Source organism: Klebsiella sp. HMSC16C06 (genome assembly GCF_001808325.1).
GTDB lineage: Bacteria > Pseudomonadota > Gammaproteobacteria > Enterobacterales > Enterobacteriaceae > Klebsiella > Klebsiella variicola.
In genome coordinates this window covers 56,544-82,771 of the sequence record NZ_KV792996.1, presented here as the reverse complement: position 1 = coordinate 82,771, position 26,228 = coordinate 56,544, and the positions used below count along the sequence as shown (strand labels likewise).

24 protein-coding genes are annotated in these 26,228 nt (G+C 55.3%); 13 read left to right on the top strand and 11 right to left on the bottom strand.

Going from position 1 to position 26,228, the window contains the following annotated elements:
• Positions 1–6: 6 nt before the first annotated feature.
• From pyrE to HMPREF3142_RS10205, 6 genes are all read right to left on the bottom strand, one after another.
• A complete protein-coding gene (pyrE, locus tag HMPREF3142_RS10230; protein ID WP_008806829.1) occupies positions 7–648 on the bottom strand; it encodes an orotate phosphoribosyltransferase in 642 nt (213 codons plus the stop codon).
• Positions 649–759: 111 nt separating this feature from the next.
• Positions 760–1,476 (bottom strand): ribonuclease PH, encoded by a 717-nt coding sequence (gene rph, locus HMPREF3142_RS10225; RefSeq protein WP_002922602.1) that lies wholly within the window; start codon positions 1,474–1,476, stop codon positions 760–762.
• A gap of 95 nt (positions 1,477–1,571) precedes the next feature.
• Positions 1,572–2,711 carry an ABC transporter permease gene (locus tag HMPREF3142_RS10220; protein ID WP_023340831.1) on the bottom strand — a complete coding sequence of 380 codons (1,140 nt, stop codon included), beginning with the start codon at positions 2,709–2,711 and terminating at the stop codon, positions 1,572–1,574.
• Positions 2,698–3,615: an ABC transporter ATP-binding protein gene (locus HMPREF3142_RS10215; RefSeq protein ID WP_016161962.1), complete on the bottom strand. Its 918-nt coding sequence runs from the start codon at positions 3,613–3,615 to the stop codon at positions 2,698–2,700. The genes HMPREF3142_RS10220 and HMPREF3142_RS10215 overlap by 14 nt, the downstream gene beginning before the upstream one ends.
• The gene (locus tag HMPREF3142_RS10210) at positions 3,608–4,573 is read right to left on the bottom strand and encodes an HlyD family secretion protein (RefSeq protein WP_012967055.1); all 966 of its coding nucleotides are present in this window, start codon (positions 4,571–4,573) and stop codon (positions 3,608–3,610) included. The genes HMPREF3142_RS10215 and HMPREF3142_RS10210 overlap by 8 nt, the downstream gene beginning before the upstream one ends.
• Positions 4,574–4,659: 86 nt before the next feature.
• Positions 4,660–6,360 carry a lysophospholipid acyltransferase family protein gene (locus tag HMPREF3142_RS10205; protein WP_064142718.1) on the bottom strand — a complete coding sequence of 567 codons (1,701 nt, stop codon included), beginning with the start codon at positions 6,358–6,360 and terminating at the stop codon, positions 4,660–4,662.
• Between the two features lie 643 nt (positions 6,361–7,003).
• Here HMPREF3142_RS10205 and HMPREF3142_RS10200 point away from each other — a divergent pair.
• The 3 genes from HMPREF3142_RS10200 to HMPREF3142_RS10190 all read left to right on the top strand — a co-directional run bounded on the left by HMPREF3142_RS10200 (position 7,004) and on the right by HMPREF3142_RS10190 (position 9,857).
• Positions 7,004–7,867: a YicC/YloC family endoribonuclease gene (locus tag HMPREF3142_RS10200; protein ID WP_008806823.1), complete on the top strand. Its 864-nt coding sequence runs from the start codon at positions 7,004–7,006 to the stop codon at positions 7,865–7,867.
• Positions 7,868–8,049: 182 nt separating this feature from the next.
• Complete coding sequence (locus tag HMPREF3142_RS10195; RefSeq protein WP_022064899.1) at positions 8,050–8,796, top strand: isocitrate lyase/PEP mutase family protein; 747 nt, start codon at positions 8,050–8,052, stop codon at positions 8,794–8,796.
• 2 nt (positions 8,797–8,798) lie between these two features.
• Positions 8,799–9,857, top strand: coding sequence for a bifunctional transcriptional activator/DNA repair enzyme AdaA (locus tag HMPREF3142_RS10190; protein WP_012967052.1), 1,059 nt, complete (start codon positions 8,799–8,801; stop codon positions 9,855–9,857).
• A gap of 57 nt (positions 9,858–9,914) precedes the next feature.
• Here HMPREF3142_RS10190 and HMPREF3142_RS10185 read toward each other — a convergent pair whose 3' ends face one another.
• Complete coding sequence (locus HMPREF3142_RS10185; RefSeq protein ID WP_016161966.1) at positions 9,915–11,165, bottom strand: chloride channel protein; 1,251 nt, start codon at positions 11,163–11,165, stop codon at positions 9,915–9,917.
• A gap of 275 nt (positions 11,166–11,440) precedes the next feature.
• On the opposite strand from HMPREF3142_RS10185, the gene HMPREF3142_RS10180 reads away from it, so the two are divergent.
• Complete coding sequence (locus HMPREF3142_RS10180; RefSeq protein ID WP_012540300.1) at positions 11,441–12,058, top strand: trimeric intracellular cation channel family protein; 618 nt, start codon at positions 11,441–11,443, stop codon at positions 12,056–12,058.
• 5 nt (positions 12,059–12,063) lie between these two features.
• Here HMPREF3142_RS10180 and ligB read toward each other — a convergent pair whose 3' ends face one another.
• The gene (gene ligB, locus HMPREF3142_RS10175) at positions 12,064–13,740 is read right to left on the bottom strand and encodes an NAD-dependent DNA ligase LigB (RefSeq protein ID WP_070612050.1); all 1,677 of its coding nucleotides are present in this window, start codon (positions 13,738–13,740) and stop codon (positions 12,064–12,066) included.
• Between the two features lie 257 nt (positions 13,741–13,997).
• Here ligB and gmk point away from each other — a divergent pair, with 257 nt between their 5' ends.
• From gmk to fpr, 7 genes are all read left to right on the top strand, one after another.
• The gene (gene gmk, locus HMPREF3142_RS10165) at positions 13,998–14,621 is read left to right on the top strand and encodes a guanylate kinase (protein ID WP_002922664.1); all 624 of its coding nucleotides are present in this window, start codon (positions 13,998–14,000) and stop codon (positions 14,619–14,621) included.
• A gap of 54 nt (positions 14,622–14,675) precedes the next feature.
• Complete coding sequence (rpoZ, locus tag HMPREF3142_RS10160) at positions 14,676–14,951, top strand: DNA-directed RNA polymerase subunit omega (protein ID WP_000135058.1); 276 nt, start codon at positions 14,676–14,678, stop codon at positions 14,949–14,951.
• 18 nt (positions 14,952–14,969) lie between these two features.
• Complete coding sequence (spoT, locus tag HMPREF3142_RS10155; protein WP_008806818.1) at positions 14,970–17,090, top strand: bifunctional GTP diphosphokinase/guanosine-3',5'-bis pyrophosphate 3'-pyrophosphohydrolase; 2,121 nt, start codon at positions 14,970–14,972, stop codon at positions 17,088–17,090.
• Between the two features lie 4 nt (positions 17,091–17,094).
• Positions 17,095–17,784 carry a tRNA (guanosine(18)-2'-O)-methyltransferase TrmH gene (trmH, locus tag HMPREF3142_RS10150; protein WP_008806817.1) on the top strand — a complete coding sequence of 230 codons (690 nt, stop codon included), beginning with the start codon at positions 17,095–17,097 and terminating at the stop codon, positions 17,782–17,784.
• Between the two features lie 5 nt (positions 17,785–17,789).
• Positions 17,790–19,871 (top strand): ATP-dependent DNA helicase RecG, encoded by a 2,082-nt coding sequence (recG, locus tag HMPREF3142_RS10145; protein ID WP_039104182.1) that lies wholly within the window; start codon positions 17,790–17,792, stop codon positions 19,869–19,871.
• A 50-nt stretch (positions 19,872–19,921) separates the two neighbouring features.
• Positions 19,922–20,932, top strand: a complete 1,011-nt coding sequence (gene glpX, locus HMPREF3142_RS10140; protein WP_022064595.1) for a class II fructose-bisphosphatase — start codon at positions 19,922–19,924, stop codon at positions 20,930–20,932.
• 150 nt (positions 20,933–21,082) lie between these two features.
• On the top strand, positions 21,083–21,829 hold the full coding sequence (gene fpr / locus HMPREF3142_RS10135) for a ferredoxin--NADP(+) reductase (protein WP_012540295.1): 747 nt from the start codon (positions 21,083–21,085) through the stop codon (positions 21,827–21,829).
• Here the strand turns inward: fpr and HMPREF3142_RS10130 are convergent, their stop codons facing one another.
• Entirely contained in the window at positions 21,830–22,258 is a 429-nt protein-coding gene (locus HMPREF3142_RS10130) for a DUF805 domain-containing protein (RefSeq protein WP_004173894.1), read from the bottom strand.
• Between the two features lie 112 nt (positions 22,259–22,370).
• Here HMPREF3142_RS10130 and HMPREF3142_RS10125 point away from each other — a divergent pair, with 112 nt between their 5' ends.
• Both HMPREF3142_RS10125 and tpiA read left to right on the top strand, forming a co-directional pair.
• On the top strand, positions 22,371–22,970 hold the full coding sequence (locus tag HMPREF3142_RS10125) for a YiiQ family protein (protein ID WP_008806815.1): 600 nt from the start codon (positions 22,371–22,373) through the stop codon (positions 22,968–22,970).
• A 109-nt stretch (positions 22,971–23,079) separates the two neighbouring features.
• Positions 23,080–23,847, top strand: a complete 768-nt coding sequence (tpiA, locus tag HMPREF3142_RS10120; RefSeq protein ID WP_002922909.1) for a triose-phosphate isomerase — start codon at positions 23,080–23,082, stop codon at positions 23,845–23,847.
• 92 nt (positions 23,848–23,939) lie between these two features.
• Here the strand turns inward: tpiA and HMPREF3142_RS10115 are convergent, their stop codons facing one another.
• Positions 23,940–25,244, bottom strand: a complete 1,305-nt coding sequence (locus HMPREF3142_RS10115; protein WP_070612049.1) for an SLC13 family permease — start codon at positions 25,242–25,244, stop codon at positions 23,940–23,942.
• A gap of 64 nt (positions 25,245–25,308) precedes the next feature.
• Positions 25,309–26,079 carry a CDP-diacylglycerol diphosphatase gene (locus HMPREF3142_RS10110; RefSeq protein ID WP_162542824.1) on the bottom strand — a complete coding sequence of 257 codons (771 nt, stop codon included), beginning with the start codon at positions 26,077–26,079 and terminating at the stop codon, positions 25,309–25,311.
• Positions 26,080–26,228: the final 149 nt, after the last annotated feature.

Below are 26,228 nucleotides of genomic sequence, written 5' to 3'. Positions count from 1 at the left end.
GCATCATCAGATGCCGTAGGCTTCACGATAGGCACGAACTGACGCCAGATATTCCGCCATCTCGGGTTTCTCTTCCAGATAAGCAATCAGCTCTTTCAGAGTGATGATTGAGATAACCTGGCAGCCGTAATCCCGCTCCACTTCCTGAATAGCTGAAATCTCGCCGCGGCCGCGCTCCTGACGATCCAGGGAGATCAGTACGCCCGCCAGCTGGGCGCCCTGGGCCTGGATAATCTCCATGGATTCGCGGATCGCCGTACCGGCGGTGATCACGTCATCCACCAGCATCACACGCCCCTGCAGCGGGCTACCGACCAGGTTGCCGCCTTCGCCGTGGGTTTTTGCCTCTTTGCGGTTAAAGCAGTAAGGCAGATCGCGGTCATGATGCTCAGCTAACGCCACCGCGGTGGTGGTGGCGATCGGAATACCTTTATAGGCCGGGCCAAACAGCAGGTCGAACTCAATCCCGGAATCCACCAGCGCCTCGGCATAAAAACGGCCCAGCAGTGCCAGATCGCGCCCGGTGTTAAACAGGCCGGCGTTGAAGAAATAGGGGCTCTTGCGCCCGGATTTCAGCGTGAACTCGCCAAACTTAAGAACCTGCTTGCTAAGCGCAAACTCAATAAACTGGCGCTGATACGGCTTCATGGATTCGCTCCTTTTGGTACTTTCATCATTGTCAGACTACGCGCTCATCCTTTGCAGGTGTAATGAAGGATGAAGCGCAAAAAAAAGGCGACTTCTCAGTCGCCTTAATCATTAATTTTCTAACGCCGCCTTCTGCGTCGTGATAATGGATTCGATCCCCCCTCGGGCTAACGCCAGGAGAGTGAGGAGCTCTTCATGGGTGAACGGCTCGCCTTCTGCCGTCCCCTGCACCTCAATAATGCGGCCATCTTCGGTCATCACCACGTTCATGTCGGTTTCCGCTGCGGAATCTTCGATGTACTCCAGATCGCAAATGGCTTCGCCGTTAACGATACCAACGGACACCGCGGCAACCATCCCCTTCATTGGGTTGGTTTTCAGCTTGCCGGCTGCCACCAGTTTGTTCAGCGCATCGGCCAGCGCCACGCAGGCCCCGGTAATCGACGCCGTACGGGTGCCGCCATCGGCCTGCAGCACATCGCAGTCGAGTGTGATGGTGAATTCACCCAGCGCTTTCAGGTCAACCGCCGCGCGCAGCGCGCGAGCGATCAGACGCTGAATTTCCATCGTCCGGCCGCCCTGCTTGCCTTTTGCTGCTTCACGCGCGTTACGCGTGTGCGTTGAGCGCGGCAGCATGCCATATTCAGCGGTGATCCAGCCCTGCCCCTGTCCTTTCAGGAAACGCGGAACGCCTTCGTCAATGGAAGCGGTGCACAACACTTTGGTATCACCGAATTCGACCAGCACGGAGCCTTCAGCGTGTTTTGTGTAATTACGGGTCAGGGTGACGGGACGCACCTGATTAGCGCTACGGCCTGCTGGACGCATGATAGAAATCTCCGGCTTGAAACGAATGTGGGGCGCATTATACGAATTTCATGGCGAAAAGCCTATGCCAACACGTGCCGGGCACGCACATAATGTCAGTCCAGTGTTTTACGATAAGATTTCAACCCCACGCCAATCACTATCACCGCCAGGCCGATCAGTGGCAAAAGGTCGGGTAATAATGCCATCGCAGAATAGCCTTTCAGCATGATGCCCTTAACCAGTCGGATGAAATAGGTCAGCGGTAAACAGGAGCCAATGGCTTTCGCCCAGTCAGGCATACTAATAAAGGGGCTGATAAAGCCGGAAAGCATAATGGAAGGAATAAAGTAAAATGACGACATTTGCAGCGCCTGCAGTTGGTTTTGTGCCAGGCCAGAAATACCAATGCCAATTGACAGGCAGAGGAAAACATATATTAACAGCACAAAAAAAAGCAGAAAAACGCTACCATGAAGGGGAATATTGAACAATAGCACAGCGGCAATCAGAATTAACGTCGCCTGGAACAAACCGATGACAACAAAAGGCGTTATCTTCCCGACAATGACCTCAAACCCGGTCAAAGGAGAGACCAGTAAATTTTCTAACGCCCCGTTTTCTCGCTCACGGGTAATAGACAGGGCGGTCATCAGGATCAAGGTGGTACTGAGTATCGATCCCATAATACCTGGAATAGTATTAAACTGGGTAATCCCCTCAGGGTTAAACATCCGATGGATAATAAGCTCGAAATCATCCTCTTTTTGCGAGACACGCATGTCGCCCGGCAAATCGTGTTGAAACATCGATTTCGCCACCTGTACAAGGGCACTTAGCGCATTCCCCGTGGTTATCGGATCGATGGCATCCCCCTGAATTAACAGCTGAGGCTTTTCTCCACGCAGCATCTTGCGCGTAAACCCCTCAGGAATTGTCACGATAAAAGTGACATCTCCCCGAACGAAAGCTTTCTGCGCCGCCTCTTCTGAATCGACAGGAATCATTGAAAAATACCCTGTATTTTGCGCTTCCGTCACAAAAATATGACTCATGCGTTCGGTATCGTAATTTAATAACGCGGTAGGAAGATTATGGGGATCCATATTGATCGCATAGCCAAGAATGATCAGCTGAAAAATAGGTGTCAGGAGCACCATACTAATGCTGACTTTATCACGACGTAATTCGTGGATTTCCTTAATAACCACGCCGATCCAACGGGTAAAGGAGAAGCTTAAATTAATTTTTTTCACAATCGTTTTTCATCAAGTAGGTAAATGCATCTTCCAGATTGGTAGCCACCTGACAGAACTCATAGCCCTGTTGTGTAAATGCAAAAAGCGTGGACTTTAATTTGGCTTCATCTCTGGAAGTAATATAAAGCTGATTGCCAAAAATGACCGTTTGCTCAATATCCGGCAAGCGTTGTAGCTGGTTTTCAAGCAGCGTCAGACCGGTGCCACTGGTTCGCATGGTGATCAGATTCTGGGACGCGATAATCGACGAAATAGTGCCATTCGCCAACAGACGGCCATAAGACAGATAGGCAACCTTATGGCAGCGCTCGGCCTCATCCATATAATGCGTGCTCACCAGGATTGAGATCCCTCTGTCCGATAACTGATGCAGCATTTGCCAGAACTCTCGCCGCGCTTTCGGATCCACGCCGGCGGTTGGTTCATCGAGAAACAACAAAACGGGTTCATGCAACATGCAAGCGGCGAGGGCCATTCTTTGCTTCCAGCCGCCAGAAAGCTCCCTGGCCTGCTGATGCTGTCGGGTAGTGAGGCCTAACTCTGAAAGCGCGCGTTCAACCCGGGCTTTACGTTGGTCGAGGCTATACAACCGCGCGATAAAAAGTAAGTTTTCCCGGATGGTTAAATTTCCCCACATTGAGAAATACTGGGTCATATAACCTATCTTTTTTTTTATTTTTTCCCGCTGCGTAAAGATGTCCATGCCCAGACAAGAGCCTTCACCTGAATCCGGGGTAATCAAACCACACATCATCCGAATCGATGTTGTTTTCCCGCTACCGTTCGGCCCAAGAAAACCATAAATTTCGCCTTTTGCCACCTGCAAAGAGAAATCCTTTACGACGTGATGCTCACCAAAATACTTATTGAGATTTTTTACATCAATACAAAGATTATTCATTACCAATAACCTCCACATCAAACGGCTGGCCGATTTTCATCCGCTCAGCCTGCTTCCGGGCAGGAACAGCCTCAGCCATAAAAATGAGTTTCTCCCGGCGTTTCGTACTATAAATAACCGGAGGCGTAAATTCCGCTTCAGGACTGATGTAGTTAATCACGCCAGCAATGGGCTCAGCGCAACCATCGCATATCAGTTTTACCTTAGTTCCGATTTTAAATTTACCAAGCATCGCCTCGGGTATAAAAAAGCGTACTTTTATATTCTCAGGAGGTAACAGACTAATTATTGGTCTGCCGGCAGTGGGCCGTTCCCCGGCACGATAAATAATATCGAAGACTTTAGCATTGACCGGAGAAACAATCGTCGTTTGCTGGACATCCCAAAGCGCCTTATCACGTTCGAGTTTTGCCGCGGCCACCATCGAGAGCTGTTTGCTAATCTCATCCTGACGGGCAGGCAGTTGCCGCGCTTTGAGTTGATTAATTAACTCTTCAACCTGCGCGCCTTTTTGCGTTAACTCATCCCGGATATCCTCCCATTCTGCGAGCGAGATGGCGCGACTGGCGTAAAGATTACGATACCGCTCAAGCTGACGCTTTACCTGGGATTCCGCCGATCGTGCTTTTTTAATCTGGGCACGAATAATATCCAGCTCTTCAGGCCGTTCTCCCGACTCCAGATTTCGCAATAATGCGCTCTCTGCAGAAAGTTTTTCCTCAGCTCGCAGGAAAATATTTTGCGCATCAAAGGACTCAATTTTCACTAACTCTTGTCCAGGCGTGACATTATCTCCTTTCTTAATGAATAGCTGTTCAATTTTTGCAGTGGAAGAATAAGAAAGATAGACAAATTCGCCATGTGAATAACCAGATAACCTGTTCTCCGGTTTGTTATCACACCCCGTAATCATCAGCATCGCTATCACAACAATAAATATATTTACTGGCTTTTGCATTAAAACGCATCCGTACGCATAGAGTTTTTCATTACTGATGTCTGGATTGAATTATTCTCATTCCAAACCCTAACGTTATCGTCAGTTTAATCCTTTAAATAATGCTTAAAGTATATTTCATTCAATTTATCGAGAGCACTCAGGTTTAAACCAGCGATCGAGTGAAAAGCATCATCTTTTGTGAATGCAAGAATCGACGATCCGCCTGGAGAAAACCATTTAGCGCTCTGTTTAAAAGGCCATGGTAGTTCATAACCTTTTTCTCTCAGTAAATCGTTAAGCACACGCCAGTCGTCTCTAAAATCATTTCCGGAAAATGGGCTATCACTTTGTGCACCTTCTGCAGTGAATAATTGAATTGGCGTACAAAAGTTAACCGAACTGGGAAAGTACATATTATAAAAGCTTACAATGAGTTTCTGTACCTCTTCAGGAAAAGAGCCGGGGATCGTCAACACACCTAACAAATATTTATAGTCTGGATATCTTTTTATAAAATCAAATATCCCGCGCCATAAATAATCAAGAACATTACTTTTTTGATAAGGCTTCTGGATAAATCCACGGCCGATTTCCACACACTGGCTTAAACAGGAATAGGCATTATTATGGTACTTGAACAGGCTGTTGCTATAGAGGCCTGTTATTCCATGTTGCGCTAACTGCTCACCAACGGGTATTAGACGATAGGCACCTAGTATTTCTTCATCAGAAGGATCCCATAAAATGACATGGTAATAGGTTTCATCAAAAACATCATTATCTCTGTCTTTACCGGATCCAGCGCCAATATCGCGATAACAGCGCTCGCGTAAGCGCCCTAGCTCATCAATAATGGGTGAGTCTCCGAGGGTATTGCAGCGAAATATCAATAATTTTCTACCATCATCAAATTGTCTTAATACTTCGCACTCTTCTATTGCGTTTATTAAACTCTCTCGACTACCTGTTAATTGTTGCGGAGAAACCGTATCTACCAGCGCCGGGCCATTCTCTCCGATGCTCTGGAGATGCATCAAGCATACACTTGACGCGGCAGACAGATCTTTATTAAATCGATTAAACGAAGATAAGGCTATTTGCTGCCCTACTTTGATTTTCATGGTCTTACCACGATGGCGTAGCGCTTCACGAATAATCATTATATTTGACAGTTGCCGCCAGACCGTCGCAGCTAAATAATAAGTTTTGCTGTTTGATCCCGTAATATGGACAGGTACCAGCGCCGCGTTGTTTCTCATCGCCAGTTGTAAAAAACCGGGATTCCATTGATGTTCCTGTAAACCTGAAAGAGACCAGCTAGCCAACTTACCTGCAGGACAAATAATCAACACACCACCGTTCTTCAGGTGATCGTTCATTTCCCTGAATTTCTTATGGCTCATCTTACCAGCCATATTCTCAATACCAATGGTAAGTTCTGCCACCTGTGGGAATATCATTGGCAAAATATGGTTAGCCACTATTTTTATATCTTTCCTGACCTGAGCGATAGTATGTATTAAAGCAATACCATCCATTACCGTCGGATGATTTGAAATAACAACTGTAGCACCCTGTCGGGGTATATTATTAAAGTCAGAGTATTCCGTTTCACATCGGACGTTAAAAAAATCAACGACCGAACTAACCCAATGCACACCATTTTTATTAATTAACCGTTCGTCGTTTATTAAACGAGAGAATACCTTATTGCCAAATGCGACTCTGAAAACCCATTTTTTCCAGTGTGGGATATTGGTATCCGGGAAAAACTCTCGCATGACTCTGTCAAAGATAGCGTTCATATTAAAATCCTTTTTATAGAACTAATCTAAAACGACTATACTCGTGATCCTTCTGTCGGACAATACCGCCCAAAATGAAAACCCACTAATACAAAATTAATGAATATAGTTGAAGTGATAATATTCATGAAGACAATATAAACAATAGCAGGTTTAATATATTCGCCGCAATAAATTCAAAAAAAGCATACATAATACTTAAAGATAATACACCGTAGTATTTCCAGTGGTTATATTTGGCACGAAAGCATCACTCTGATCAGATTTTCCGCCAAGAAACTAGCTCGTATAGCATCATCTGTATTTGATGTTCACGCCAAATAATATAAAACCATTAACTACATCAAAAAGTAATATCTCCCCGCGGTCAACAAAGCGCAGAAAAACCATTTCTTCAGTAAGCCCAAATAATTAACCACATATAACTTAACAGCGTCATTGACGTAAAATCGCTAATACAAAACGTCTTATTTTTACCCACAACAGAAGCATACCGCTCGCTTAACTTAGTAATTGCATGAAATAGATTGTGGCTATGTCCCTCAAAACAATCGCCATCCAGGTATTTCATCACTATTCCTGTTAAGTCACCGCCCGCATAGCTATAATCCTTGCATTCATTATTACGAAAACAGGAACGTCTATGATCCGCAGTATGACCGCCTATGCCCGCCGTGAAATCAAGGGTGACTGGGGTAGCGCCGCATGGGAGCTGCGCTCGGTAAACCAGCGCTATCTGGAAACGTACTTCCGCCTGCCGGAGCAGTTCCGTAGTCTGGAGCCCGTGGTACGCGAGCGCATTCGCGCCCGCCTGACTCGCGGTAAAGTCGAATGCACCCTGCGTTTTGAACAAGATCCCAGCGCTCAGGGTGAACTTATCCTCAACGAAAAGCTGGCTAAACAGCTGGTCAACGCTGCCAACTGGGTGAAAATGCAGAGCGATGAAGGGGAAATCAACCCGGTTGATATCCTGCGCTGGCCGGGCGTGATGGCCGCCAAAGAGCAGGATCTCGACGCCATCGCCGCCGACATTCTGGCCGCTCTTGATGGCGCGCTGGACGACTTCATCGTCGCCCGCGAAACGGAAGGCCAGGCCCTGAAAGCGCTTATCGAGCAGCGGCTTGAAGGGGTGAGCGGCGAAGTGACCAAAGTTCGCGCCCATATGCCGGAAATCCTCCAGTGGCAGCGCGAGCGTCTGGTTGCCAAACTGGAAGACGCGGAAGTGCAGCTGGAAAATAACCGTCTTGAGCAAGAGCTGGTGCTGATGGCGCAGCGTATCGACGTTGCCGAAGAGCTGGACCGCCTCGAAGCGCACGTTAAAGAGACCTACAACATTCTGAAAAAGAAAGAGGCTGTGGGTCGCCGTCTCGACTTTATGATGCAGGAGTTCAACCGTGAGTCGAACACCCTGGCGTCAAAATCGATTAACGCCGAGGTCACCAACTCCGCGATTGAGCTGAAGGTACTGATCGAGCAAATGCGCGAACAGATCCAGAATATCGAGTAACGCTTTCTCACCCATCCAGGCACTACCGTATAAAAGGTCATGATCAATCATGGCCTTTTTATTTATCTCTCCCGCCGGCTGACGATAAGAATCTACGTATAAAAATAGTCGTCCAGTTTTCGGTTGTGGCAAATGAGCCCAACGCGGCACAGTCTGGGGACACACCACCGCGGGAGAAAAGAATGAACTTCAACGCGCTTCACCAGCAAAACCAACCGTTGTTGCTTGCCAACGTCTGGGATGCCAGCAGCGCTCAGGCCGCTCAGCAGGCCGGTTATCAGGCGCTGGGCTCCTCCAGCGCTGCTATCGCCGCAATGTTAGGGTATGAAGATGGCGAAGAGATGAGTTTTGACGAGCTGTTATATATCGTCTCACGCATCAAAGCTGTTAGCGAACTGCCGTTAAGCGTCGATTTAGAGGCGGGCTACAGCGCCACAACCAGCCACATCATTGACAATATCCAGCGTCTGGCGCATCTCGGCGTGAGCGGAATAAACCTCGAGGATAGTCATGTGGTGAATAATACGCGTCGTCTTGACGATGCCGTGGTCTTTGCCGCCAAAATCCAGGAAATCACCCACGCTTGTCCCGATATGTTTGTTAATGTCCGCACCGATACCTTTCTTCTCAACGTACCAAATGCACTGGATGAGACGCTCTATCGCGGTCAGTTATACGCTAACCATGGCGGATGCGGTTTTTTTGTGCCTTGCGTCACCCGCGCGGAAGATATTACCGCCATTGTCCGCCACGTGCCTTTACCCTTAAACGTAATGTGTATGCCTGAGCTGGCGGACTTCAGTACCTTATCGGCACTGGGCGTAAAACGAATTTCGATGGGCAATTTTATTCATGCTGCCACACAGGCCAGACTGAAAGACTTATTATGTCAGGTGCAAGCTAACTACTCCTTCTCGGGTGTTTTTTGACCATGAAAATTACCGACAGCATCCAGTGCGATATCTGGTATCAGGCGCTGCTTGAACGCGCTGTGGAGTTTACCGGCGTCTTTTTCGTTGGCGTGAAAACCACCGGCGTATTTTGTATCTCGGTCTGTCGGGCGCGAAAACCCAGGCGGGAAAACGTCGAATTCTATAATGATGTTAAATCCGCGCTGGATGCCGGGTTCCGGCCATGCAAAGTCTGTCGCCCGACGGAGAATGCCCGGACAGCCCCCGCCTTTGTTGAGCAAGCGCTCCGCCTGCTGCGAGAAGACCCGAAGGTTCGCCTCAGTGATAGCGAACTACGTCAGCACGATATTAGCCCGGAACGCGTTCGCCGCTGGTTCCTGCAAAACCACGGGATCACCTTTCAGGCTTTTCAACGGATGCAGCGCGTTAATATGGCGCTTCAGGAGCTGAAAGCAGGCCGATCAACCACCGATGTCGCTTTCGATAGCGGCTATGAGTCCTTAAGCGGTTTCGGCTATACCTGCAAAAAATTGACCGGTTCCGCACCCAGCGCGCAACGCCAGGTTGTTTTAATTCATCGTTTTACCACCCCGTTAGGGCCAATGTTTGTTTGTGCAACGCAGCGGGGGATTTGTCTGCTGGAGTTTGTCGACAGACGAGCGCTGGAGACAGAATTCAGCGACCTGCAGCGACGGTTCGACGCCAGCATCATCGCTGGTGAAAACGCCCACACCCGGCAGGCGCAACAGGAAATAACGGAGTATTTTGCCGGGCGGCGTCAATCGTTCGAGGTGGCGCTTGATACCCCAGGCAGCGAATTCCAGCGAGCGGTCTGGCGCCATTTACAGTACGTTAGCTTCGGTGAGACGACGCATTATCAATCGATTGCGATGGATATAGGTAAACCAACGGCCACGCGCGCGGTGGCTGCAGCAAACGGCGCTAACCGCGTCGCGATTATCATCCCCTGCCATCGAATTATCGGCAAAGATGGTTCGATGACCGGTTACGGCGGCGGCGTTGCACGTAAAAAATGGCTTATTAACCATGAGGCAACCATCAGGGAAAAATGCGGCTGATTTTACTTCCCGGATGAAGGGCCCCTCCCTGTTCACTTTCACTGCGGCTCGGTAAACCTATTTTTTGTCCAGCGCCCGGCAGGTTAAAAACGCCCCTGCCGCGCACAGCAGCGCCGGAGCCAGATAGCTGTGATCCATGTGGGTGAACTCCATCACCAGCACCACCGCGGTCAGCGGCATCTGCATGGAGGCGGCGAGAAACGCGGCCGCCCCCACCAGAGCGAAGCTGCTTTTATCTCCGCCAGGGAAGCCGAGCTGCCAGAGTGCGCAGAGCAGCAGACTGACCAGTCCGCCTACCGCCAGCCCCGGGGTTAACAATCCACCCTCCGCGCCGCCGCGCAGCACCGCCAGGATCACCACCATCTTCAACACCAACAGGATAGCGACCATAGAGAGAGGCAGCCCGTCGCTGAGCGCCAGCTGCATTGGTCCCTTGCCGTTGCCCGGAAGTTCCGGGAAATAAAGGCTCAGGATGGCAAGAAGGGAAAACCCCAGCAGACAGAACACCGGCATCTGCCAGTTACTTCGGACGCGTGAACGCGCTGCGCTGGTCGCTTTACGAAAGAGCCAGGCGCCGGTGCCAAGAATCGGGCCCGCCAGAATCGCCCACCAGAGAAAGGAATGCGGAAGCGTGCTGGAAACAAAATGGTATTGCGATTCATCCCCTAACCCCAGGGTAGCCGTCCACGCGGCAATCGCCGAGGTCATTATCGCCGCCAGCGTTTTTTCCCAGCTAAACGACAGCAGCATGACCTCAAGGCTGAACAACGCCCCTGCCAGCGGGACGTTATAGACCGCCGCCAGACCGGCGCCCGCCCCACAGGCGATCAGGGTGCGGGTTTCATCTTCCAGCAGGCCCAGCTTACGCGCCACCATCCCCGCCCCCAGCGCGCCCATTTCCCGGGGCGCCACTTCGCGGCCAAGCGGGGAACCCAGCGCTACGGTGACGATCTGCAGCAGGGCGTGGATCGTCGTGGTGCCTGCTGGCATGGGTACGGAAGGGTTGGCCACCGCCGCCGCAATGGAAACCCGCTTCTGCCCATAGCGACCAAGCAGCCACCAGCCAAATCCGGCGACGACGCCGCCGGCCACGATTGCCGCGATGCGGCGTGGCCAGGACGACTCCGTGACGCCCTGTAAAAATGACACCGAACCGACGATCTGCCCGGCACTGTAGCCAAAAGCCAGGTGCTGTATCGCGTGTAAAATCAGTGCCAACACCATACCGGACAAACCGGCCAGAATCCCGGTTAATACCACGGCTATCAGGCGGGTCAGATTGTTTTTATTCCCGGCGGCGACGCTCATTTTCTCAGGCCTTGAAAAGGAAAAATAAAAGAATAAAGGACGAGACTTAAACATTGCGTAATCATAGTGTCTTCGATAGTGATACCCGTCGCTTCACTTAGCATTACTTTTTCTAATCAATAAAAATACCTAAAAAATCAATAAACCTTTAAATCAAGCCATCACAGATACTACTTCCATTAATTTTTCCTGGCGTAAATGATTCGCTTTAGAAAATCTCAATCGTGATCCTGCGCACAAATCGTTAACCTGCCCGCCATTATCTGGGGGGATCTATGCTGCTTCATGTTCTGTATTTAATCGGTATCACCGCGGAAGCCATGACCGGCGCGCTGGCTGCCGGGCGCCGGCGGATGGACACGTTTGGCGTCATCATTATCGCCACCGCGACCGCGCTGGGCGGGGGTTCCGTTCGCGATATCCTGCTGGGACATTATCCTCTCGGCTGGGTGAAACATCCGGAATATGTCATTATTGTCGCTGTCGCCGCCGTCCTCACCACCATTGCCGCTCCAGTGATGCCTCACCTTCGCCGGCTGTTTCTGGTGCTGGACGCGCTGGGGCTGATCGTGTTTTCCATCATCGGCGCGCAGATCGCCCTGGATATGGGCGAAGGTCCGATCATCGCCTCTATCGCCGCGGTCATCACCGGCGTTTTTGGCGGCGTACTGCGCGATATGTTCTGCAAACGCATTCCGCTGGTCTTCCAGAAAGAGCTCTATGCCGGGATCTCGTTTGCCGCAGCCGTACTCTATATTGCCCTGCAACATTACGTCAGCAGCCACGATGTGGTGGTGCTGGCTACGCTGCTGTTCGGCTTTACCGCCCGCATGCTGGCACTGCGCTGGAAACTGGGGCTACCGGTCTTCCACTACACCCATGATAGCCACTAACCGCCTCAAAATCCGGGGATGCGCTGCCCACTGAGCCATTGCGCCAGCGCCACCACATCCGGATGGTGCAGGAAGGCCACCAACTGGCGGGCTCTGATCTCCCCCACGCCCGGCAGCGCGCGCCATTGCGCTTCACTTTTTGCCGCCAGCAGATGCCAGTTTTCGCTTTCGAGCTGCGCCAGCGCCCCCTGAGGCACCGGGAGCCCCATCGCCAGCACCCAGCGGATAAAAGGCCGTTTGCGAACGAGATCAAATTGATGCCAGAGGTGCTGCCCGCGGGCGGCGGAGATCCCTGGCACCGCCTGCAGCTGCTCCACCGTAAGCGCCAGCCAGGAAAAAATATGCGTCATCGGGTTTTGCTGCTGAATGGCGCGCCATAAATTTTCCCCCACGCCATCGACATCCAGCGCGGACTTTGATGACAGCCAGATCAGCCGGGAAAGAAACTGTTCGCTGCACTCAGGGGTGGCGAAATAGCAGGTTAGCGCATTGAATTTCGCCGCCGGCGGCGTCGGTTTATGGCGCTCGGCCGTCCGCCAGACGACGGCGTCGATCCGAGGAATACCCTGCCCTGCCAGACTGATCTGCAGCTGATCGCCAACCCCAATATCCAGCGCCTGCCAGCGGGCCACAGAGCCAACATTAACCCGCTGCACGCGTTTATCATCCAGCCGCTGGGGCTCAAGCTGGGCCACGACGTTGAGCCTGCCGCTGCGGCCAGTGCTGAAATGGATCGCCCGTACCTCCATCACTTGCGAGGCCGGAGGATACTTCCAGGCCGCCAGCCACTCTCCCTTTCCGGGAGACCAGGCACGTCCCGGCGGTTCGCGCCCTTCGCGCACAATCACGCCATCGCTGACGAAGGGAAGCGGCGAGCGATACCAGCGCTGGCGCCACTGCGCCACCTGTTCGACGCGCGTCACCGGGTGGGTATATTGCCCGCTGTACTTAAACCCCGCCTGCGTCAGCAGCTGCTGTCGACGGCGCATATCCGACGGGCCGTCTGGCCAGGCCCAGATAAAAACGTCCAGTTGACTGAGCGCCGCCGCCGCGTCGGCTCGCATCATCAACCCGGCGACTTTCGCCCGCGCGTTCATCCCCCCAGCCTGCTGCTGAACATGGCCGTCCCGGCGCAGAAACAGCTCCCCCTGCAGCACGCTGTTGGCCAGTTCACCGGTCGTCACTTTCGCCAGCGCCGGGATCTGCCGCGCTCGGGCGGTCCATGCCTCACCGCGCAGACCATCGCCGCGGCTAATGGCCTGAACCAAACTCCCCTGGCGATAGACCAGGGTCACCGCCACGCCGTCCACTTTAGGCTGTATCCACAGGTCGGTTTTATTTTTCATCCAGTGGGCCACGCTGACCTCATCCGCCAGCTTGCGCACGCCGGTATGGGCCACCGGATGACGCGCATCGCCGGTGGGCGGAGGCAGATCGTCATCTTCAGGCGTCGCGCCCGGAAAGCATTGTCGCCACTGCGTCAGGCGCAGGGTGAGCTGGTCGTAAACCTCATCGCTCACTTCGCTGGCGCCTTGTCGCCAGTAGTCCTCTTTCCAGGCGACAATTTGCTGATGAAGGCGTGAAATCTCCTGCCTTCCTCTGGCCGGCGGCCAGTCCGGACACGTCGCCAGCGCGCTGGCAGAGAACATCCCTAGCGCCAGCCACCACCCTCCTTTACGCATTGCAGTCCCTCCTTCATCACCTGGCGGAGAGTCTGCTGTAGAACACCGCGAGCCGCGACGGGTACTTTTTCGCCTTGCGAAGCGTCTTCCAGGATTTACGCTTCATTGCAGCAACGGCTAGCGAATTCAGGAAAACGGCAGGCAAAATGAAAGAAACAGCGGCAAAAAGTGTGACAATGACTGCGTCACGCCGCGGCGACGTGTATAATAGGCTCGTATGTAGGACCTCTTTCGATAACCACATACAAAAGACACTCATGGCTCAAGGCACGCTTTATATTGTTTCCGCCCCTAGCGGCGCGGGTAAATCCAGCCTGATTCAGGCTTTATTAAAAACCCAACCGTTGTATGACACCCAGGTATCGGTTTCCCATACCACGCGGGCGCCGCGTCCGGGTGAAGTGCACGGCGAACACTATTTCTTCGTGAATCACGACGAATTCCGCTCGATGATTGGCGAAAACGCGTTTCTGGAACATGCAGAGGTCTTTGGCAACTATTACGGCACGTCGCGTAAAGCGATCGAGCAGGTGCTGGCGACCGGCGTCGATGTCTTCCTCGATATCGACTGGCAAGGTGCGCAGCAGATCCGTAAAAGCATGCCCGGCGCACGCAGCATTTTTATTCTGCCGCCGTCAAAAGATGAACTGGACCGTCGCCTGCGCGGCCGCGGCCAGGACAGCGAAGAGGTGATCGCGAAACGGATGGCCCAGGCCGTTGCGGAAATGAGCCATTACGCGGAATATGATTACCTGATTGTGAACGATGATTTTGACACCGCCCTGAGCGACCTGAAAAATATCATCCGCGCTGAACGTCTGCGCATGAGCCGCCAAAAGCAGCGACATGGCGCTTTAATCACCAAACTATTGGCAGACTGAACCCACATTCAGTATCATGCCCAGTCATTTCTTCACCTGTGGAGCATTTTAAGTATGGCACGCGTAACTGTTCAGGACGCTGTAGAGAAAATTGGTAACCGTTTTGACCTGGTACTGGTCGCCGCGCGTCGCGCTCGTCAGATGCAGGTAGGCGGAAAGGATCCGCTGGTACCGGAAGAAAACGATAAAACCACCGTTATCGCACTGCGCGAAATCGAAGAAGGTCTGATCAACAACCAGATCCTCGACGTACGTGAGCGCCAGGAACAGCAAGAGCAGGAAGCCGCTGAATTACAAGCCGTTACCGCGATTGCTGAAGGTCGTCGTTAATCACACAGCGGGTCGCCCTTGTATCTGTTTGAAAGCCTGAATCAGCTGATTCAAAACTACCTGCCGGAAGAGCAAATCAAGCGCCTTCGGCAGGCGTATCTCGTTGCACGTGACGCTCACGAGGGTCAGACACGTTCAAGCGGTGAACCCTATATCACGCACCCGGTCGCGGTAGCCTGCATTCTGGCCGAGATGAAGCTCGACTATGAAACGCTGATGGCCGCGCTGCTGCATGATGTGATTGAAGATACCCCCGCCACCTACCAGGACATGGAACAGCTTTTTGGTAAAAGCGTTGCCGAACTGGTAGAGGGGGTGTCGAAACTTGATAAGCTCAAGTTTCGCGATAAGAAAGAGGCGCAGGCCGAAAACTTTCGCAAAATGATCATGGCGATGGTGCAGGACATCCGCGTCATCCTCATCAAGCTTGCCGACCGCACCCACAACATGCGTACTCTGGGCTCGTTACGCCCGGATAAACGCCGCCGCATCGCCCGCGAAACGCTGGAAATTTACAGCCCGCTGGCGCACCGTTTAGGTATCCATCACATCAAGACCGAGCTCGAAGAGCTGGGCTTTGAAGCGCTGTACCCTAACCGCTACCGCGTCATTAAAGAGGTGGTCAAAGCGGCGCGCGGCAACCGTAAAGAGATGATCCAAAAAATCCTCTCCGAAATCGAAGGACGGTTGCAGGAAGCGGGCATCCCCTGCCGCGTCAGCGGTCGCGAAAAGCATCTGTACTCCATCTACTGCAAAATGGTGCTTAAAGAGCAGCGTTTTCACTCGATCATGGATATCTACGCCTTCCGCGTTATCGTCCATGATGCCGATATCTGCTATCGCGTGCTCGGCCAGATGCACAGCCTCTACAAACCGCGTCCAGGTCGTTTCAAAGATTACATCGCCATTCCGAAAGCGAACGGCTATCAGTCTTTGCATACCTCGATGATCGGCCCCCACGGCGTCCCGGTCGAGGTACAAATTCGTACCGAAGACATGGACCAGATGGCGGAGATGGGGGTTGCGGCGCACTGGGCTTATAAAGAGCACGGCGGCGAAAGCAGCACCACCGCGCAAATCCGCGCTCAGCGCTGGATGCAAAGCCTGCTGGAGCTGCAGCAGAGCGCCGGCAGCTCGTTTGAATTTATCGAGAGCGTAAAATCCGATCTGTTCCCCGATGAGATTTACGTTTTCACCCCGGAAGGTCGCATTGTCGAACTGCCCGCCGGCGCCACGCCGGTGGACTTCGCCTACGCGGTGCATACCGATATCGGCCATGCCTGCGTTGGCGCGCGCGTCGATCGCCAGCCTTATCCGCTGTCGCAGCCGCTCTCCAGCGGCCAGACTGTCGAAATTATCACCGCGCCGGGCGCACGCCCGAATGCCGCCTGGCTGAACTTTGTCGTCAGCTCGAAAGCGCGCGCCAAGATCCGTCAGCTGCTGAAAAACCTTAAGCGCGACGATTCGGTCAGCCTTGGCCGTCGTCTGCTCAATCACGCGCTGGGCGGAAGCCGCAAACTCGCCGAGATCCCGCCGGAGAATATCCAGCGCGAACTCGATCGCATGAAGCTGGCCACGCTTGACGATCTGCTGGCGGAAATCGGTCTGGGCAACGCCATGAGCGTCGTGGTGGCGAAAAACCTGCAGCAGGGCGAAGCCGCTGCGGCGCCGGTACCGGCTAACGCGTCGAACCACGGCCATCTGCCGATCAAAGGCGCCGATGGCGTGTTGATCACCTTCGCCAAGTGCTGTCGCCCGATCCCAGGTGACCCGATTATCGCCCACGTCAGTCCGGGTAAAGGGCTGGTTATCCACCATGAATCCTGTCGTAACATTCGCGGCTACCAGAAAGAGCCGGAGAAATTTATGGCGGTTGAGTGGGATAAAGAGACCGCTCAGGAGTTCATCACCGAAATTAAGGTGGACATGTTTAACCACCAGGGCGCGCTGGCTAACCTGACGGCGGCGATCAACACCGCGTCTTCCAATATCCAGAGCCTGAATACGGAAGAGAAAGATGGCCGCGTATACAGCGCCTTTATCCGCCTGACCGCGCGTGACCGCGTGCATCTGGCGAATATCATGCGCAAAATCCGCGTCATGCCGGACGTGATTAAAGTCACCCGTAACCGAAACTAGCTTTATGAACTCAAAGCGCTACGAGCGTATCTGCGAGATGCTCGCCAGGCGTCAGCCTGACCTGACGGTCTGCATGGAGCAGGTCCATAAGCCTCATAACGTCTCTGCGGTCATTCGGACCGCAGATGCCGTTGGCGTACATGAAGTGCATGCCGTCTGGCCAAGCAGCCGGATGCGTACCATGGCCTCCGCCGCCGCGGGCAGCAACAGCTGGGTGCAGGTGAAAACCCACCGCACCATCGCAGATGCCGTCGGCCACCTGAAAGGCCAGGGCATGCAAATTCTCGCCACTCACCTTTCCGACAAAGCCATCGATTTTCGTGAAATCGACTATACGCGCCCTACCTGCATCCTGATGGGTCAGGAGAAAACCGGCATCACCCAGGAAGCGCTGGCGCTGGCCGATCAGGACATCATTATCCCGATGATCGGCATGGTGCAGTCGCTGAACGTCTCCGTCGCCTCGGCGCTGATCCTTTACGAGGCGCAGCGCCAGCGGCAAAACGCCGGGATGTACCAACGCGCCAACAGCATGCTGCCGCCGGAAGAGCAGCAGCGCCTGCTGTTCGAAGGCGGTTATCCGGTGCTGGCCCGCGTCGCCCGACAAAAAGGTCTGCCTTACCCCCACGTCAACGAGCAGGGCGAAGTGGAAGCCGATGACGCATGGTGGGCTACCATGCAGGCAACGAGGTAAACCTGATGTCAGGCCGCCTGCTCGATGCCGTTCCGCTCAGCTCACTCACCGGTGTGGGCGCTGCGCAAAGCAGTAAACTGGCGAAGATCGGCCTGCATACGGTTCAGGACCTGCTGCTGCACCTGCCGCTGCGTTACGAAGATCGCACCCATCTTTACCCGATAGCCGAGCTGCTTCCCGGGGTTTATGCCACCGTGGAAGGCGAAGTGCTCAACAGCAATATCACCTTCGGCGGCCGGCGGATGATGACCTGCCAGATCAGCGACGGCACCGGCATCCTCACCATGCGCTTTTTCAACTTTAACGCGGCGATGAAAAACAGCCTCGCGACTGGTCGTCGGGTGCTGGCCTACGGTGAAGCCAAACGCGGGAAGTACGGCGCCGAGATGATCCACCCGGAATACCGCGTCCAGGGCGATATGAGCACCCCGGAGCTGCAGGAAACGTTAACTCCGGTCTATCCGACCACCGAAGGCATCAAGCAGGCGACCCTGCGCAAGCTCACCGACCAGGCGCTTGAGCTCCTGGAAACCTGCGCGATTAGCGAACTCCTGCCACCGGAGCTGGCGCAGGGGATGATGAGCCTGCCGGAAGCGCTGCGTACGCTGCACCGTCCGCCTCCTTCCTTGCAACTTAGCGAGCTGGAAAGCGGCAAGCACCCGGCGCAGCAGCGTCTGATTCTGGAAGAGCTGCTGGCGCATAACCTCAGCATGCTGGCGCTGCGGGCAGGCGCCCAGCGCTATCACGCCCTGCCGCTCGGCGCCAACGATAACCTGAAAAACCAGCTGCTGGCCTCTCTGCCCTTTAAGCCCACCGGCGCGCAGGCGCGGGTTACCGCCGAGATCGAATACGATATGGCGCTGGACGTGCCGATGATGCGCCTGGTGCAGGGCGATGTTGGCTCCGGTAAAACGCTGGTCGCCGCGCTGGCCGCCGTGCGCGCTATCGCCCACGGCAAACAGGTGGCGCTGATGGCGCCCACCGAACTACTTGCCGAACAGCACGCCAATAACTTCCGCAGCTGGTTTGAACCGCTGGGCATAGAAGTCGGCTGGCTGGCGGGCAAACAGAAAGGCAAAGCCCGTCAGGCGCAGCAGGAGGCTATCGCCAGCGGCGAAGTGCAGATGATTGTCGGCACTCACGCCATCTTCCAGGAGCAGGTGCAGTTTAACGGCCTGGCGCTGGTGATTATCGACGAACAGCACCGCTTCGGCGTGCATCAGCGGCTGGCGCTGTGGGAAAAAGGTCAGCAGCAGGGGTTCCACCCGCATCAGCTGATCATGACCGCCACGCCAATCCCCCGCACCCTGGCGATGACCGCCTACGCCGATCTGGACACCTCGATTATCGACGAGCTGCCGCCGGGCCGAACCCCGGTGACCACCGTCGCCATCCCGGACACCCGGCGCAGCGATATTATCGACCGCGTACGCAACGCCTGCACCCACGAAGGGCGCCAGGCCTATTGGGTTTGTACGCTAATTGAAGAGTCCGATCTGCTGGAAGCCCAGGCGGCGGAAGCGACCTGGGAAGAGCTCAAACTGGCGCTGCCGGAACTTAATATCGGCCTCGTCCACGGGCGGATGAAACCGGCCGAGAAGCAGGCGGTAATGCAGGCCTTCAAGCAGGGCGAGATGCATCTGCTGGTGGCCACCACGGTGATTGAAGTCGGTGTTGACGTGCCTAACTCAAGCCTGATGATTATCGAAAACCCGGAGCGTCTGGGTCTGGCGCAGCTGCACCAGCTCAGAGGGCGCGTCGGGCGCGGCGCGGTCGCTTCCCACTGCGTGCTACTCTATAAATCGCCGCTCTCCAAAACGGCTCAGAAACGCCTGCAGGTCCTGCGCGACAGCAACGACGGTTTCGTCATCGCCCAGAAAGACCTCGAAATCCGCGGTCCCGGCGAGCTGCTCGGCACCCGCCAGACCGGCAACGCCGAATTTAAAGTGGCGGACTTGCTGCGCGATCAGGCGATGATCCCCGACGTTCAACGCATTGCTCGCCATATTCATGAACGCTATCCGCTGCAGGCCCAGGCGCTTATCGAGCGCTGGATGCCGGAAACCGAACGCTATTCCAACGCGTAGCGCGCGCTTTTGCCGCGCTGCGGGCAATTTTTCTACACAACGAGTGGATTATGAAACGAGAACTGGCCATCGAATTTTCGCGTGTCACCGAAGCCGCCGCGCTGGCGGGCTATAAATGGCTGGGCCGCGGCGATAAGAATACCGCCGACGGCGCAGCGGTTAACGCCATGCGCATTATGCTTAACCTCGTCAATATCGACGGCACCATCGTCATCGGCGAGGGCGAAATCGATGAAGCGCCGATGCTCTATATCGGCGAAAAAGTGGGTACCGGCAAGGGCGATGCGGTAGATATCGCTGTCGATCCCATCGAAGGCACCCGCATGACGGCGATGGGCCAGGCCAACGCCCTGGCGGTGATGGCGGTCGGCGATAAGGGCTGCTTCCTCAACGCGCCGGATATGTATATGGAAAAGCTGATCGTCGGCCCGGGTGCTAAAGGCGCTATCGATCTCAATCTGCCGCTGGAAGAGAACCTGCACAATATCGCCCGCGCCCTGAAAAAGCCGCTGGGCGAGCTGACCGTCACCGTGCTGGCGAAACCGCGCCACGACGCGGTCATTGCCCAGCTGCAGCAGCTGGGCGTGCGTGTATTCGCGATTCCCGATGGCGACGTCGCGGCCTCTATTCTCACCTGCATGCCGGATAGCGAAGTCGACGTACTGTACGGCATCGGCGGCGCGCCGGAAGGGGTGGTTTCCGCCGCGGTGATCCGCGCCCTCGACGGTGATATGCAGGGGCGTCTGCTGGCTCGCCACCACGTGAAGGGCGATAACGAAGAGAACCGCCGCATCGGTGAAAACGAGCTGGCGCGCTGCAAAACCATGGGCATTGAAGCAGGCAAAGTGCTGCGTCTGGATGAAATGGCGCGCAGCGATAACGTCGTCTTCTCCGCCACCGGGATCACCAAAGGCGATCTGCTGGACGGCATCACCCGCAAGGGCAACATGGCCACCACCGAGACGCTGCTGATCCGCGGCAAGTCGCGCACTATCCGTCGTATTCAGTCGATTCATTACCTCGACCGTAAAGATCCGGACATCCAGCAGCACATCCTGTAATACCGCTTTTTCTCTCCCAGGCAACCGTCCGCAGGCGGTTGCCCTGTTCTTCGTTTATATTTGATCAATAGAGCTTTCTTGTGCCTTCGGGGTGGAAATCTTGCTCGTCTGGACCGAAGATAAGGCATCGCTTGGCAACAGGAGAAGACGATGGCGGACTGGGTTAGCGGCAAAGTGACAAAAGTGGAGTACTGGACGGATGCCTTGTTCAGTTTATACGTGCGGGCGCCTGTTCATCCGTTTACCGCCGGGCAGTTTACCAAGCTCGGACTGGAAATCGACGGAGAACGCGTGCAGCGCGCCTACTCCTACGTCAACGCCCCCGGCAATCCCGATCTCGAGTTCTATCTGGTCACCGTCCCGGAAGGCAAGCTGAGCCCACGTCTGGCAGCGCTGAAGCCGGGCGATGAAGTCCTGGTGGTGAGTGAAGCGGCAGGTTTCTTCGTCCTCGAGGAGGTACCGGATTGCGATACCCTGTGGATGCTGGCGACCGGCACTGCCCTCGGGCCGTACCTGTCAATTTTGCAGGAAGGCAAAGATCTTGAACGCTTTAACAACCTGGTGCTGGTCCACGCCGTCCGCTACGCCGCGGACCTGAGCTATCTGCCTCTGATGCGCGAGCTTGAGCAGCGCTACGCCGGTAAATTACGCATCCAGACGGTGGTCAGCCGCGAAACCGTGGAAGGCTCGCTGACCGGCCGGGTACCGTTCCTGATTGAAACCGGCGCGCTGGAAGAGGCGGTCGGGCTGGCGATGAACACCGACACCAGCCACGTCATGCTGTGCGGCAACCCGCAAATGGTGCGCGATACCCAACAGCTGTTAAAAGAGACCCGGCAGATGACCAAACATCTGCGTCGCCGGCCGGGCCATATGACAGCGGAGCACTACTGGTAATCAGGCGTCCGCTTTCCAGCGCACGTCCTGGGTCTCCTTGCCGAACTTATTCTCGCCCTGGGTGCCGACAAACGCCCCCAGGTCGATCAACATCATGACGATAATCAACGTCGGCACAAAGCGCCCGACGCCCCACTGCCAGACCTGCGGCAGCATCGCCCAGTTCCCCGCCAGCAGCATCCACGCCAGAATCATCAGCAGCGCCCACAGTCCGGATTTGCCGCGATCGTGCAGCCGCTTGACCACCACCGCCGCCGTCGGCCACAGCAGGCAGACGATAATAAACGCCGCCGTCTGCAGGTTGAGAAGATTGCTGCCTGCCAGGGTAAACAGGGCGCTCATGGTCACCAGCCAAATGGCAATCCAGATCCAGAAATCGCGGCGGCCAATGCGCCCTTTAATTGAGAATAACCACTGCTGTAGGGTCATGCGTTTTTCCTTATCATCATCGTCTGCGTAGTTTACCCTGGCGTCGTGACTTTTTGACAAGCGCCGCGCTTCCCGATTTAATCGTCAGCAGGCAAAAAAAGGAACGACGGGCATGAAGAAGTGGACAATCTTGTGTTTAAGTGGGCTGATGGGCCTGACCGTCGGCCCGCACGCGTTGTCCGCAGAAAGCGAATCGGCGACAGCGGCGCCCTATCTGCTCTCTGGCGCCCCGAGTTTTGACCTGTCGATCAGCCAGTTCCGGGAAAAATTTAACGCCGATAACCCGAAGCTGCCCCTGAACGAATTCCGTTCCATCGCCACCAGCCGGGATCAGGCTAATCTGACCCGCGCCGCCAGCAAAATTAATGAAAATCTCTATGCCTCGACCGCGCTGGAGCGCGGCACGCTGAAGATCAAATCCATGCAGATCACCTGGCTGCCGATCCAGGGGCCGGAGCAAAAGGCGGCGAAAGCCAAAGCGCTGGAGTATATGAGCGCCATGATCCGCGCCTTTGTCCCCACCCTTAGCCCGGCGCAAAGCCAGCAAAAGCTGCAGAAACTGCTGACCGCCGGCAAGGGCAAACGCTACTTTGCCGATACCGAAGGCGCTGTACGCTATGTGGTGGCAGATCATGGCGAAAAGGGTCTGACCTTCGCCATTGAACCGATTAAGCTGGCGTTATCTGAAACGCTGGAAGGCAACAATAAATGACAAAAAGCAAAGCCTTTCCAGTGACGAGTCTCTATACTGTTTCACAGACCATGCTGCCCTCTGGGGCGGCTATATTCCTTAATTCGCTTAAGTAGCGTGGAGAATTAAAATGCGACATCCTTTAGTGATGGGTAACTGGAAACTGAACGGCAGCCGCCACATGGTAAACGAACTGGTTGCGAACCTGCGTACCGAGCTGGCTGGCGTAAGCGGCTGTGCAGTTGCCATCGCCCCGCCGGAAATGTATCTGGACCTGGCTAAACGTGCGGCAGAAGGCAGCCACATTCACCTGGGCGCGCAGAACGTTGACGTGAACCTGTCCGGCGCATTCACCGGTGAAACCTCCGCCGAAATGCTGAAAGATATCGGTGCACAGTACATCATCATCGGCCACTCCGAGCGTCGTACCTACCACAAAGAATCCGACGAGCTGATCGCGAAGAAATTCGCTGTGCTGAAAGAGCAGGGTCTGACCCCGGTACTGTGCATCGGTGAAACCGAAGCCGAAAACGAAGCGGGCAAAACCGAAGAAGTTTGCGCACGTCAGATCGACGCCGTGCTGAAAACGCAGGGCGCTGCCGCTTTCGAAGGCGTGGTTATCGCTTACGAACCGGTATGGGCTATCGGTACCGGCAAATCCGCGACCCCGGCTCAGGCTCAGGCGGTGCACAAATTCATCCGTGACCACATTGCTAAAGCTGACGCGAAAATCGCTGAGCAAGTGATCATCCAGTACGGTGGTTCCGTTAACGCTGGCAACGCAGCAGAGCTGTTCACCCAGCCGGACATCGACGGCGCGCTGGTTGGCGGCGCCTCCCTGAAAGCTGACGCTTTCGCGGTGATCGTTAAAGCAGCAGAAGCAGCGAAAAAAGCGTAATTCGCTTTTCCCGGTGGCGAAACGCGACCGGGGTGACTGACAAAACTCGGGAGCCCGGCTTAGCACAGCGCAAGCCGGGCTTTCTTTTGCCGTTACAGTTTCCCCAACAGCTGATACCACGCGTAGTCCAGCGGCAGTAAAATCAGATAACTCACCGCCGCCAGCACCAGACACAGTTGCATCCCCGCCCTCGCCGGGACCTTGCCTAACCCCATCGCCACCACGATCGGCGACGCCTGATAGGGCAGCAGCGGCGTGGAATACCCCAGCACCTGAATCATGATCACGCTGAGCAGCGGAAAGCCGGTCGCGTCGGCAAAGCTCTGCGCAAAAGTGGTATACAGCGCCGGCACGCCGTTGGCGGTCATAATAAAGTTCAGCGCGCTGGTTATCCCGGTCAGGGCGAGGAAGCTGGTGAACGGATTGTCTTTATCCAGCGGCATCACCTGCAGCAGCACATTGCCCACCGCACCGCCAATTCCGGTTTGGGTAACGGCGATCGCCAGTCCCAGAATCCCGGCAACATAAATGCAGGTGCGCATATTCACCCCGCTGGCAAACTCCTCACCGTTGATAAAGCCCACCCGCGGCAGCAGCGTGACCACTGCCGCCGCCAGGCCGGTCCACGCCGGGCCGACGCCGTGCCAGCTCTCGGTCACCCATAGCGTGAGGACTACCGCCAGCAGCCACGCCAGACGTTTCTCGTCGCGGCTCATCGGCGGCAGCGGCGCCAGGTCACGCGGTGGATGCGGCTTGCCGGGAAACAGCCTGCAAATCAGCGCCACCAGCACCGCCCCTTTCAGCCAGCCAAGCACCGGCGTATGCAGCAGCAAATAGGGAACATAATTCAGATGGATACCGTACGAGCCTTCCGCCGCGCCGCTCATCACCAGATTTGGAACGTTAGCGGGCAAAATCGTCGCCGAAAGCTGAAAGGTGCCGAACCCCACCGCCAGGGCCAGGCCGAACCAGCCGCGGCTGCCATCGACAATGCCCGCGCGGCGGGCCATCGCCGCCACGATCGGCATCAGCAGCGCGATACGTCCCATGTTGGAAGGCATGACAAACGCCAGCGCGTAGCTCAGCAACACCACGCTGCCGACCATCCGCGGCCAGGAGTCAGTGAGCCGCGCAGACAGCGCCTGCGCCGCCCGGTCCGCCAGCCCGGTTTTACGGATCGCGATACCGAGCACAAAGCCGCTGAACACCAGCCAGAACGCCGAGGAGGCAAAGCCGCCGAAGATCACCTCCGGCGGAGCGATTTTGGCCATCATCGCCGCCGCGAAGAACAGCAGCGCGGTGATAAATTCCGGCAGCAGCGACGTCGCCCAGAGCACAATGGTGACGCCGACAATCAATGAAGGAAGGAACAGCGGGTGGGTAAGCCAGAGCGACATGCCTGTCTCCTGTCGTTTTTTTCAGCAAGAATACGACGACAGGTAAGACAGGTAAACGCCAGAACTAGTGGTTTGCGTTAAGGATGGCGCAACGATGATCCTGAATTTCTTCCGCTGAAGCCCGGTTCAGGGTCAGCAGGTTACGCTCCGTCGCCAGCAGCACCAGCGAGCCGTCGCTCTGCTGCGCCATCGCCAGCGCGAAGCGTCCCATATGTTCGCGCGCCTCCGGCACCTCTTCCGCCAGCATCAGGAACGGGCTGCGCTGGGCCAGTTCGGCCTCCGTCACCCGGCGCGCCAGGTATTCATGGCCCTGAAGCCCGCCCGGCAGCGGCAGCCAGCGGCTGCTGACCGCGCCCGCATCCTTATCTAACTGCGCGCGCACATCGGGGCGCAGGCAGGAGATATGAATATGGAAATGGTTTTGCGTGCGTCCGCTGCGCGAGTTAATCGCCAGCGATATCGCGTTATCGGGAACCGGCGCGCCGTGACGCTGACTCATGATTTCTCGTCCCTGCCAGGCCTGCCAGAAGAAGTTCGGCGTCAACGGGTCCAGCAGCAGCGGGCTTTCGGTGCCGTTAATGCGGTAGGTCGGCATCAGCAAATACTGCAGCGGGCCGTTACGGTCTTTAAACAGCACATAGCCGCCCTTGAGGTTCACTTCCGCGCACGGCGACGGATTTTGCTGCTGTTGCTGATGGGGTACGCACTGCTGCAGGACAATCTTGCGTAATGCGTCCGGGTTGCCGGAGTGCAGCCAGTAGTAGCCGCCCGCCAGCGCCGCGAGGATCGCCACCAGCAGCGCCAGCAAAAAGTATCTTACTCTTCTCATTTTCATTCCCTGTTAAGCCTGAAGCGGAAGAGTAACGTAATTTGATGACTAAATGAAAACAGATGGCGGGCGGGGAGTTATCCCGGGTAGCGGCTGACGCCTTACCCGGGCTACGGACGGTGCAAAACTGTAGCCCTGCTAAGCGTAGCGCAAGC

Excerpts from the sequence above, each read along its gene's own strand:
- HMPREF3142_RS10195 (WP_022064899.1), top strand. The coding sequence starts at position 8,050 with ATGAACTTCAACGCGCTTCACCAGCAAAACCAACCGTTGTTGCTTGCC.
- glpX (WP_022064595.1), top strand. The coding sequence starts at position 19,922 with ATGAAACGAGAACTGGCCATCGAATTTTCGCGTGTCACCGAAGCCGCC.
- tpiA (WP_002922909.1), top strand. The coding sequence starts at position 23,080 with ATGCGACATCCTTTAGTGATGGGTAACTGGAAACTGAACGGCAGCCGC.
- pyrE (WP_008806829.1), bottom strand. The coding sequence starts at position 648 with ATGAAGCCGTATCAGCGCCAGTTTATTGAGTTTGCGCTTAGCAAGCAG.
- HMPREF3142_RS10180 (WP_012540300.1), top strand. The coding sequence starts at position 11,441 with ATGCTGCTTCATGTTCTGTATTTAATCGGTATCACCGCGGAAGCCATG.
- HMPREF3142_RS10115 (WP_070612049.1), bottom strand. The coding sequence starts at position 25,244 with ATGTCGCTCTGGCTTACCCACCCGCTGTTCCTTCCTTCATTGATTGTC.
- HMPREF3142_RS10200 (WP_008806823.1), top strand. The coding sequence starts at position 7,004 with ATGATCCGCAGTATGACCGCCTATGCCCGCCGTGAAATCAAGGGTGAC.
- rph (WP_002922602.1), bottom strand. The coding sequence starts at position 1,476 with ATGCGTCCAGCAGGCCGTAGCGCTAATCAGGTGCGTCCCGTCACCCTG.
- HMPREF3142_RS10190 (WP_012967052.1), top strand. The coding sequence starts at position 8,799 with ATGAAAATTACCGACAGCATCCAGTGCGATATCTGGTATCAGGCGCTG.
- HMPREF3142_RS10130 (WP_004173894.1), bottom strand. The coding sequence starts at position 22,258 with ATGACCCTACAGCAGTGGTTATTCTCAATTAAAGGGCGCATTGGCCGC.
- HMPREF3142_RS10210 (WP_012967055.1), bottom strand. The coding sequence starts at position 4,573 with ATGCAAAAGCCAGTAAATATATTTATTGTTGTGATAGCGATGCTGATG.
- HMPREF3142_RS10125 (WP_008806815.1), top strand. The coding sequence starts at position 22,371 with ATGAAGAAGTGGACAATCTTGTGTTTAAGTGGGCTGATGGGCCTGACC.
- gmk (WP_002922664.1), top strand. The coding sequence starts at position 13,998 with ATGGCTCAAGGCACGCTTTATATTGTTTCCGCCCCTAGCGGCGCGGGT.
- HMPREF3142_RS10215 (WP_016161962.1), bottom strand. The coding sequence starts at position 3,615 with ATGAATAATCTTTGTATTGATGTAAAAAATCTCAATAAGTATTTTGGT.
- HMPREF3142_RS10205 (WP_064142718.1), bottom strand. The coding sequence starts at position 6,360 with ATGAACGCTATCTTTGACAGAGTCATGCGAGAGTTTTTCCCGGATACC.
- recG (WP_039104182.1), top strand. The coding sequence starts at position 17,790 with ATGTCAGGCCGCCTGCTCGATGCCGTTCCGCTCAGCTCACTCACCGGT.
- trmH (WP_008806817.1), top strand. The coding sequence starts at position 17,095 with ATGAACTCAAAGCGCTACGAGCGTATCTGCGAGATGCTCGCCAGGCGT.
- HMPREF3142_RS10185 (WP_016161966.1), bottom strand. The coding sequence starts at position 11,165 with ATGAGCGTCGCCGCCGGGAATAAAAACAATCTGACCCGCCTGATAGCC.
- fpr (WP_012540295.1), top strand. The coding sequence starts at position 21,083 with ATGGCGGACTGGGTTAGCGGCAAAGTGACAAAAGTGGAGTACTGGACG.
- rpoZ (WP_000135058.1), top strand. The coding sequence starts at position 14,676 with ATGGCACGCGTAACTGTTCAGGACGCTGTAGAGAAAATTGGTAACCGT.
- HMPREF3142_RS10110 (WP_162542824.1), bottom strand. The coding sequence starts at position 26,079 with ATGAAAATGAGAAGAGTAAGATACTTTTTGCTGGCGCTGCTGGTGGCG.
- ligB (WP_070612050.1), bottom strand. The coding sequence starts at position 13,740 with ATGCGTAAAGGAGGGTGGTGGCTGGCGCTAGGGATGTTCTCTGCCAGC.